The organism is Aeromonas sp. QDB68 (genome assembly GCF_027707405.1).
Lineage (GTDB): Bacteria > Pseudomonadota > Gammaproteobacteria > Enterobacterales > Aeromonadaceae > Aeromonas > Aeromonas caviae.
The window spans coordinates 1-6501 of record NZ_JAPCIQ010000141.1 but is presented as its reverse complement, the minus strand read 5'-3'; the positions used below and the strand labels follow the sequence as shown (position 1 = coordinate 6501).

The window sequence follows — 6501 nt, the reverse complement described above, 5'->3', positions numbered from 1 at the left end:
ACCCAGGGCGGTGAAGATATCAAAGACCCGTTTTCCGGTAAATCGCAATGCGGCTCCGCTTAAGTGAACAGCATTGCCCGCATGGGCGGGGGCAGGGTCTTTTGGCGAGGGCTAGCCTAGCGTGGGGATCAGGCGAAGCAGGTCCAGATGGGGGCGTGATCCGAGGGCTTGTCGATGCCGCGCAGCTCGTAGTCGATGCCGGTCTCGGTCACTTTGTCCTTGAGGGCGTCGGAGGCCATGATGAGGTCGATGCGCAGGCCCCGGTTCTCGTCAAAGCCCCTGGAGCGGTAGTCGAACCAGGAGAAGCGCTCGCACTCGGTGGGGTTGGCGGCGCGGAAGGTGTCGGTCAACCCGAAGCCTTTCAGGCGCTCCATCCATTCACGCTCGATGGGCAGGAAGGAGCACTTGCCATCCCGCAGCCAGCGCTTGCGGTTCGCCTCGCCGATGCCGATGTCGAGATCCGTGGGGGAGATGTTCATATCCCCGATCAGCGCTATCTGGTCGTCCGGGGTGTGGTGGGTCTCGAGGTAGTGCTGCAGGTCTTCATAGAACTTCTGCTTGGCCGGGAACTTGGTCTCGTGATCCTGGCTCTCCCCCTGGGGGAAGTAGCCGTTCATCACCTTGATGACGGAGCCGTCTTCCCGCTTGAAGCTGGCCATGATCATGCGGCGCTGGGCATCTTCCGGATCGGTGGGGAAACCCTTTTGCACCTCGATGGGAGCCTGCTTGCTCATGATGGCGACCCCGTAATGCCCCTTCTGGCCGTGGAAGACCACGTGGTAGCCCATGGCCTCCACATCCGCGACCGGGAAGGCTTCGTCGTGCACCTTGATCTCCTGCAGGCCGATCACGTCCGGCTGGTGCTTGTCGATAAGGGCTTGCAACTGATGAAGACGGGCGCGCAGGCCATTGATATTGAAAGAGATGATCTTCATGTTCGGGGTGCTCATGTCGTTTTTGTTCGTCGCTTATTGGACTAGGAATCCGCGATGGATGCAAGTTCGGGGGCTGTGACTGGCGCAGCGGCTCGGTAATCTGTTCACGATCTGTCGCGAGAGTCTGTCAGCAAGGTGACGCGCAGCAGAGGAGCCTGAGTGCATATGTATACATGGAAGCGCCTGGCGACACATAAGCGAGCAGCACATGAGCCTTGGAAGCGGCTTCCCAGCAAGATCGTGGACAGGTTTCTAGCGGGTCATCTTCTTGACAAACACCACCACGAACAGTGCCAGCGTGAAGCTGCCGGTAAAGGCTTCGAAGGCGGCGAAGATCCGCGACAACCCCACCGGGGTGAAGTCCCCATACCCCAGCGTGGTGAAGGTCACCACGCTGTAGTAGAGGCACTCCATCAGGAAGATGGCGTTCTGCTCCAGAGGAGCGTCCGGGCGATAGATGAGGTGGGTGCCCGCGAAGTTGAGGCCGCAGAAGAAGTAAAAAATGCTGCAGATGACGATGAGCAGCAGGGAGAAGAGCACCACCCGCATGGGGGCCTCGCCGTAACCGCAGAAGAGATCCACTATCCAGGAGGCGAAGCGGCGGTAGGACCAGAACGGCATCTGCAGGCGGCGCATGGTGAGCTCCTGCTGGATGTAGCGACCGGACATGGTGAAGATGCCCTGGGCCTCCGAGGCCTTGCGCAGATCCCGGTAGGTCTCCTCCGCCTCCTTGAACCAGACGCGTGCCTGCGCCGGGTCCCGCTCGCGGCGCCCCTTTCTGTCCTGCATCAGCCGCTTGCCCGTCTCCAGGTTGTCGAGGCGGGTGTTCTTCCAGCGGATGCCGAGCAGGTTGACGTCGTCGAGGGTGGCGCAGTGGAGGTTCGCTTCGCTCAGATCGGCCTTCATCAGGCTGCCGCCCTTGATGCGAATGCCGTAGAGATGGGCACCTCGCAGGTTGGCGCGATAGAGGTTGCACTGCTCCAGCAAGAATCCCTCCGGACCCTGCCTGTTCACCAGGTTGAGATCCGCCAGCTCGGCGCGGGCCAGTTGCAGGCCGTGACACAGGCCTCCTTGGCGCACATAGCGCTCCAGCGCCTCGGCGGTATCAGGGGGGTTGTGGGCCGCAGCGGGGTCGTGCCAGCGGCAGAGATCATGATCCCCTGCCTCTTCGGTGCAGTGGCGGCCATCGGCCACCAGGTATCGGCACATGGCCATGGTGTTGCCCCTCCCTTCCCTGAGTCAGTATCAGCATAGGTGAGGGGAGGAGGGGGGATATCAGCTGTGCTGATGATATTCCTGGCGCAGCTTGCGAAAACGTTCCTGCTGGGCGGGGTTGAGGGGGATGCCCTCCAGCACCTCCAGGGTCTCCTTGCACTCGGCGCCAAACTCCGGGCTCTTGCGGTTCTTCTGCATGAGTTGCAGCAGCACCTGGATCTTGTTGAGGGCGGCGCCGGTATTGGCGGGCGCCCGGCGCAGGGCCTCGCGAAAGTGGCCGAGGGCCTGCTCCAGCTCTCCGGCCTGATAGGCCTTGATGCCCAGATCGTTGAGCTGCTGATAGCGCTGGCGCCGCTCCTGCACCGTCTTGTCATCCCGGGTTACCTGGATGCAGGTGGTGAGCAGCCGATCCTCATCCTCCGCCAGCAGGGGTTGCAGGCTCTCGGCGTACTCGAACTCCCCGAGCTGATAGAGGGCGAGTATGGTCTCGCCAAGGAGAGCCGGAGGCATGGTGGCGGGCTCGTCCAGCCAGTTCTGGTTGGCGCGATAGAGCATCTTCTTGCCCTTGAGCAGCTCCCCCAGGGCGATGCGCACCCGGGCCTGGCAGATCTGCTCGAACACCGGGTAGTTGAACTCCGACATCATCAGGGAGTCGCGGATGCGCGACAGGGCGGAGTTCACCTGCTTTTGCAGGTTGGCGATGTGGTAGCCGTCGTTGCTGTTGAGGGCATAGAGGGTAAGGGTCTGGATATAGGCCCCGAGATAATGCGGCGTGCGGTGGATGGAGTTGCGCGACAAGTCGATGAGGGCGAGCAGCACGTCCTTGGCCTGGGCGTAGTCGTGCCGTTGCAGGCACACCTCCGCCAGACGGCGGGAGAGCTGCACCGACTGGGGAGAGATGTCCACCGCCCGGCGCAGCTCCTGCTGGGCTTGCTCGTCATTGCCCAGCGCCAGCAGGGACTCCGCGAGCCAGAGGTAGGCCTCCACCATCAGGGGGGTGTGTTTCAGGGTGGCTTGCAGGTGGCTCACCGCCTCCTCGTGCAGACCCAGGGTATGGCACGCCTTGCCCAGGGTGAGGCGAGCCCAGCTGTTCTCCTGCCCCGCCAGCAGCTGGCGCATCAGGCTGCGGGCCTCCTTGGCCTGGCCCAGCTTGAGCTGGGTGTCGGCCTGCAGGCAGCGGCAGAAGTTGGCAAAGCGGGGCACTGCGTCCGCCTGTTTGGCACAGGCCTCCACCAGGGCGGGCAGATCGTCCCGGGTGAGGGCGCTGAAGACGCTCTCCAGCGCCTGGCGCCGGGCGAGGGCGCGTTTGAGACGAAACGAGAACTGCTCCTGGGAGAAGGGCTTCATCAGGTATTCGTCGGGCTCGGCTTCCAGCGCGCTCAGCACCATGGCGCGGGAGCCGTCGCTGCTGACCATGATCACCACGCTCTGGGGCGGAATGAGTTGCTGATCCCGCAGGCTTTCCAGCAACTGGCGGCCGTTCTCGCCCGCCCCCAGCTCATAGTCGAGCAGATAGATGTCGAAGCTCTCTTTCTGGCAGCGGCGGCGCGCCTCGTCGGCGGAGTTGGTGTAGGTGATGCGGTTGATGCCGATGTTGATCAGCATCGCCTTCATCATCATCTGGAAGGAACGCTGTTCGTTGACCAGCAGGATGCGCTTGGGCTTGGGCTGGGGTTTCTTCTCGGGTACGGAGTCCGGTGTCTGCATCTGTCTGGCATCAAGGCGCTACGGGCTGGTGGGAGAAGTGTGCCACCAAAGTCCGCAGGCAGGCAATTGCACATGGGGAGGCCCCCCGGTTTTTCCCGCAGACCTTGGGTGAAAAAAAGGGTGTCTTGCCTTTGATCCCGGTCAAGGGAAGGCGAGTTGGCACTGGCAGGCGCTGTCCCGGTTTTTAGACTTGAAGAGCGTCAGCATGCGGGAGGCAACAGAGGGCAGGGTGCCCGTCTGCTCCCTTGCCCGCTCACAAGGAGGGATCAGATGAGTTTGCTACCGAGTCGCACCAGCCTGTTTGATGACCTGTTCCACGACATGGCCTCCGGCTTCTACATCCGCCCCCTGCACGGGGACCCGTTGCCCAGCCAGATCAAGCTGGATCTGCGGGAGAGCGGGGATGACTACCTGCTGCAGGCGGAATTGCCCGGGGTGGCGAAGGAGGACATCCACGTGGACGTGCACGGCAAGCTGGTGACCCTGAAGGCGGAGATCCGCCAGTTTGACAGCCAGAACAAGGATGAACGGGCCCTGCGCAGCGAGCGCTATTATGGCAGCGTGTCGCGCAGCGTCGAGCTGCCGGTGGAGGTGTCGCCAGAGCAGGTGAGCGCCCGCTTTGACAACGGCATCCTCACCCTGCGCCTGCCCAAGCAGGCGGCCAGCCCCGCGCCCCACCGCATCCCCATCGAATAGGCGGTCAGTGAACGAGGCCCCGCACTGCGGGGCCTCGTCATTCAGGGCTGCTTGCGCACCAGATAGGGGGCAAACTCGGGGGTGTGGCTGGCGGCAAAGCCCGTGGCGGTCTTCTCGATGAGATAGACCGCCAGCTTGTGCTCCCTGGCAAAGGCCATCGCCCGCTCGGGGCCCATCACCATGAGGGCGGTGTCGAGGGCATCGGCCTCCAGGGCCGTGGGGGTGATGACGGTGGCGGAGACCAGCTTGTGGGTCACGGGCTCGCCGGTGGTGGGATCGATGATGTGGGAGTAGCGCTTGCCGTCGAGCTCGTAATAGTTGCGATAGCTGCCAGCGGTGCTCACCGCCATGCCGTTCGGGGTCACCACATCCTCGATGGCGCCCGGTCTGTCCGAGGGCTCGACGATGGCCACCCGCCAGGGATTGCCCTTGTCGTTGTGCCCCTTGCTGCGCACCGCCCCCGCCACCTCGATGAGGTAGTTGTGGACCCCTTTTTGCTCCAGCAGCCCGGCTATCTCGTCGGAGGCCGCACCCTCGCCCAGGGTGGAGAGATCCAGATAGAGATCTGGGATGGCCTTGCCGAGCAGGAAGTGATCCCCCTCGGGGGTCAGGGTGAGCTTGTCGATGCCGACCCGCTCCCGCGCCTTGGCGATCTGCTCTGCGCCGGGCCGCCTGACCGGGCGCTTGTCCGGCCCGAATCCCCACAGATTGACCAGGGGGCCCACGGTGACATCGAGAACCCCCCGGGTGAGGTGCCCGGCGTCAATGCCCTGTTGCACAATCTTCGCCATGGTGGCCGGGATGACCTGGGGGGGCAGCCCCGTTCCCTGATTGAAGCGGGAGATGAGGGAGCCCGGATCATAGGTGGAGATCTCCTTGTTCAGGCGTGCCAGCAGCGCCTCCACCTCCTGTTGCAGTGCTCCCTGTCCGCCGGGGAAGGGGTCGCTCAGGGTCACCGCATAATAGGTGCCCATGGTGTTGCCCTGGATGCGGGTCTGGGTCGGGGCCGGCTGGCAGGCGCCAAGCAGCAGGATCAGGGAGAGCAGCAGGGTGCGCGCCAGCGCAGGCGCAAAGGGGAACTTCATCTCTCATTCTCGCGGGAGTCATCGACGGGGGAGCAGCTTAGCCAACGGCTGCGGTGTTGGCGAGTGGCCGTGGGCGGGAAGGCCGCAAATAATTAAGCGGGACGGGGATGTGAGCAACCCGCTTTGGGCCCGGGGTCGGGAGAAAAGAAGTGACCGGGCCCTCAGGCTGGCCCAAAAGCGGTCGTCCTTCGGTGACATTTGAATATAATGAAGATCGATCCTGACAGCATCTTTGCGGGTCGCGCCCACGGGGGCGAGATGCCTGTGCTGTCATCCTTCGTCAATCAAAGGAGAACGTGATGAAAAAGGTGTTAACCCTGCTGCTTCTTGGCTCCCTCGCCACCCCGGTCCTGGCCGACGAGTGCGCACTGGTGATCGAAGGCAATGACGCCATGCAGTTCAACCAGACGGCGATGAGCGTGCCGGCCACCTGCAAGGAGGTGACGGTGACCCTCAATCACACGGGCAAACTGCCGGTGGCCAACATGGGCCACAACTGGGTGCTGGCCAACACCGCCGACTATCAGGCCATCGCCACCGCCGGCATGAGCGCCGGGGTCGATCACGACTACCTGCCCAAGGATGACCCCAGGATCCTGGCCCACACCAAGCTGGTGGGGGGCGGCGAGAGCACCAGCGTTACCTTCAAGACCGACGGCCTGGCGGGCAAGGATCTCACCTTCTTCTGCTCCTTCCCGGGCCACTTCGCCCTGATGAAGGGCAGCTTCAAGGTGGGGTAGTGCCAAGGACCGTGTCGCCGCCAGTACAAGCAAAAGCCGGGAAGGTCCCTAATGCCAGTCAGTTAAGCCTGACTGGCATTGTTTTTACTAGGTTTTCTCGTCGCATACTTCTGTGGTTTGGCT

The 6501-nt window shown here is 63.2% G+C and carries 6 protein-coding genes; 2 read left to right on the top strand and 4 right to left on the bottom strand.

What is annotated here, in order from left to right; all coding sequences use genetic code 11:
• Window positions 1-128: 128 nt before the first annotated feature.
• The 3 genes from xthA to PG892_RS20965 form a co-directional block, all read right to left on the bottom strand.
• The gene (xthA, locus tag PG892_RS20975; protein ID WP_010673667.1) at window positions 129-935 is read right to left on the bottom strand and encodes an exodeoxyribonuclease III; all 807 of its coding nucleotides are present in this window, start codon (window positions 933-935) and stop codon (window positions 129-131) included.
• 252 nt (window positions 936-1187) lie between these two features.
• Entirely contained in the window at window positions 1188-2150 is a 963-nt protein-coding gene (locus tag PG892_RS20970; RefSeq protein ID WP_052816447.1) for an ion channel, read from the bottom strand.
• Window positions 2151-2210: 60 nt separating this feature from the next.
• Entirely contained in the window at window positions 2211-3857 is a 1647-nt protein-coding gene (locus PG892_RS20965) for a response regulator (protein WP_010673669.1), read from the bottom strand.
• Window positions 3858-4127: 270 nt separating this feature from the next.
• Between PG892_RS20965 and PG892_RS20960 the strand changes: the two genes are divergently transcribed.
• Complete coding sequence (locus PG892_RS20960; protein ID WP_039039212.1) at window positions 4128-4553, top strand: Hsp20/alpha crystallin family protein; 426 nt, start codon at window positions 4128-4130, stop codon at window positions 4551-4553.
• Window positions 4554-4594: 41 nt separating this feature from the next.
• On the opposite strand, the gene PG892_RS20955 is transcribed toward PG892_RS20960, so the two are convergent.
• Entirely contained in the window at window positions 4595-5638 is a 1044-nt protein-coding gene (locus PG892_RS20955) for an FAD:protein FMN transferase (protein WP_052816446.1), read from the bottom strand.
• Between the two features lie 299 nt (window positions 5639-5937).
• On the opposite strand from PG892_RS20955, the gene azu reads away from it, so the two are divergent.
• Window positions 5938-6378, top strand: a complete 441-nt coding sequence (gene azu, locus PG892_RS20950; RefSeq protein WP_043155526.1) for an azurin — start codon at window positions 5938-5940, stop codon at window positions 6376-6378.
• The last annotated feature ends 123 nt before the right edge of the window (window positions 6379-6501 follow it).

Bases quoted from the DNA above. Each gene is read 5' to 3' on its own strand.
- xthA (WP_010673667.1), bottom strand. From the start codon at position 935: ATGAAGATCATCTCTTTCAATATCAATGGCCTGCGCGCCCGTCTTCAT.
- PG892_RS20970 (WP_052816447.1), bottom strand. From the start codon at position 2,150: ATGGCCATGTGCCGATACCTGGTGGCCGATGGCCGCCACTGCACCGAA.
- PG892_RS20965 (WP_010673669.1), bottom strand. From the start codon at position 3,857: ATGCAGACACCGGACTCCGTACCCGAGAAGAAACCCCAGCCCAAGCCC.
- PG892_RS20960 (WP_039039212.1), top strand. From the start codon at position 4,128: ATGAGTTTGCTACCGAGTCGCACCAGCCTGTTTGATGACCTGTTCCAC.
- PG892_RS20955 (WP_052816446.1), bottom strand. From the start codon at position 5,638: ATGAAGTTCCCCTTTGCGCCTGCGCTGGCGCGCACCCTGCTGCTCTCC.
- azu (WP_043155526.1), top strand. From the start codon at position 5,938: ATGAAAAAGGTGTTAACCCTGCTGCTTCTTGGCTCCCTCGCCACCCCG.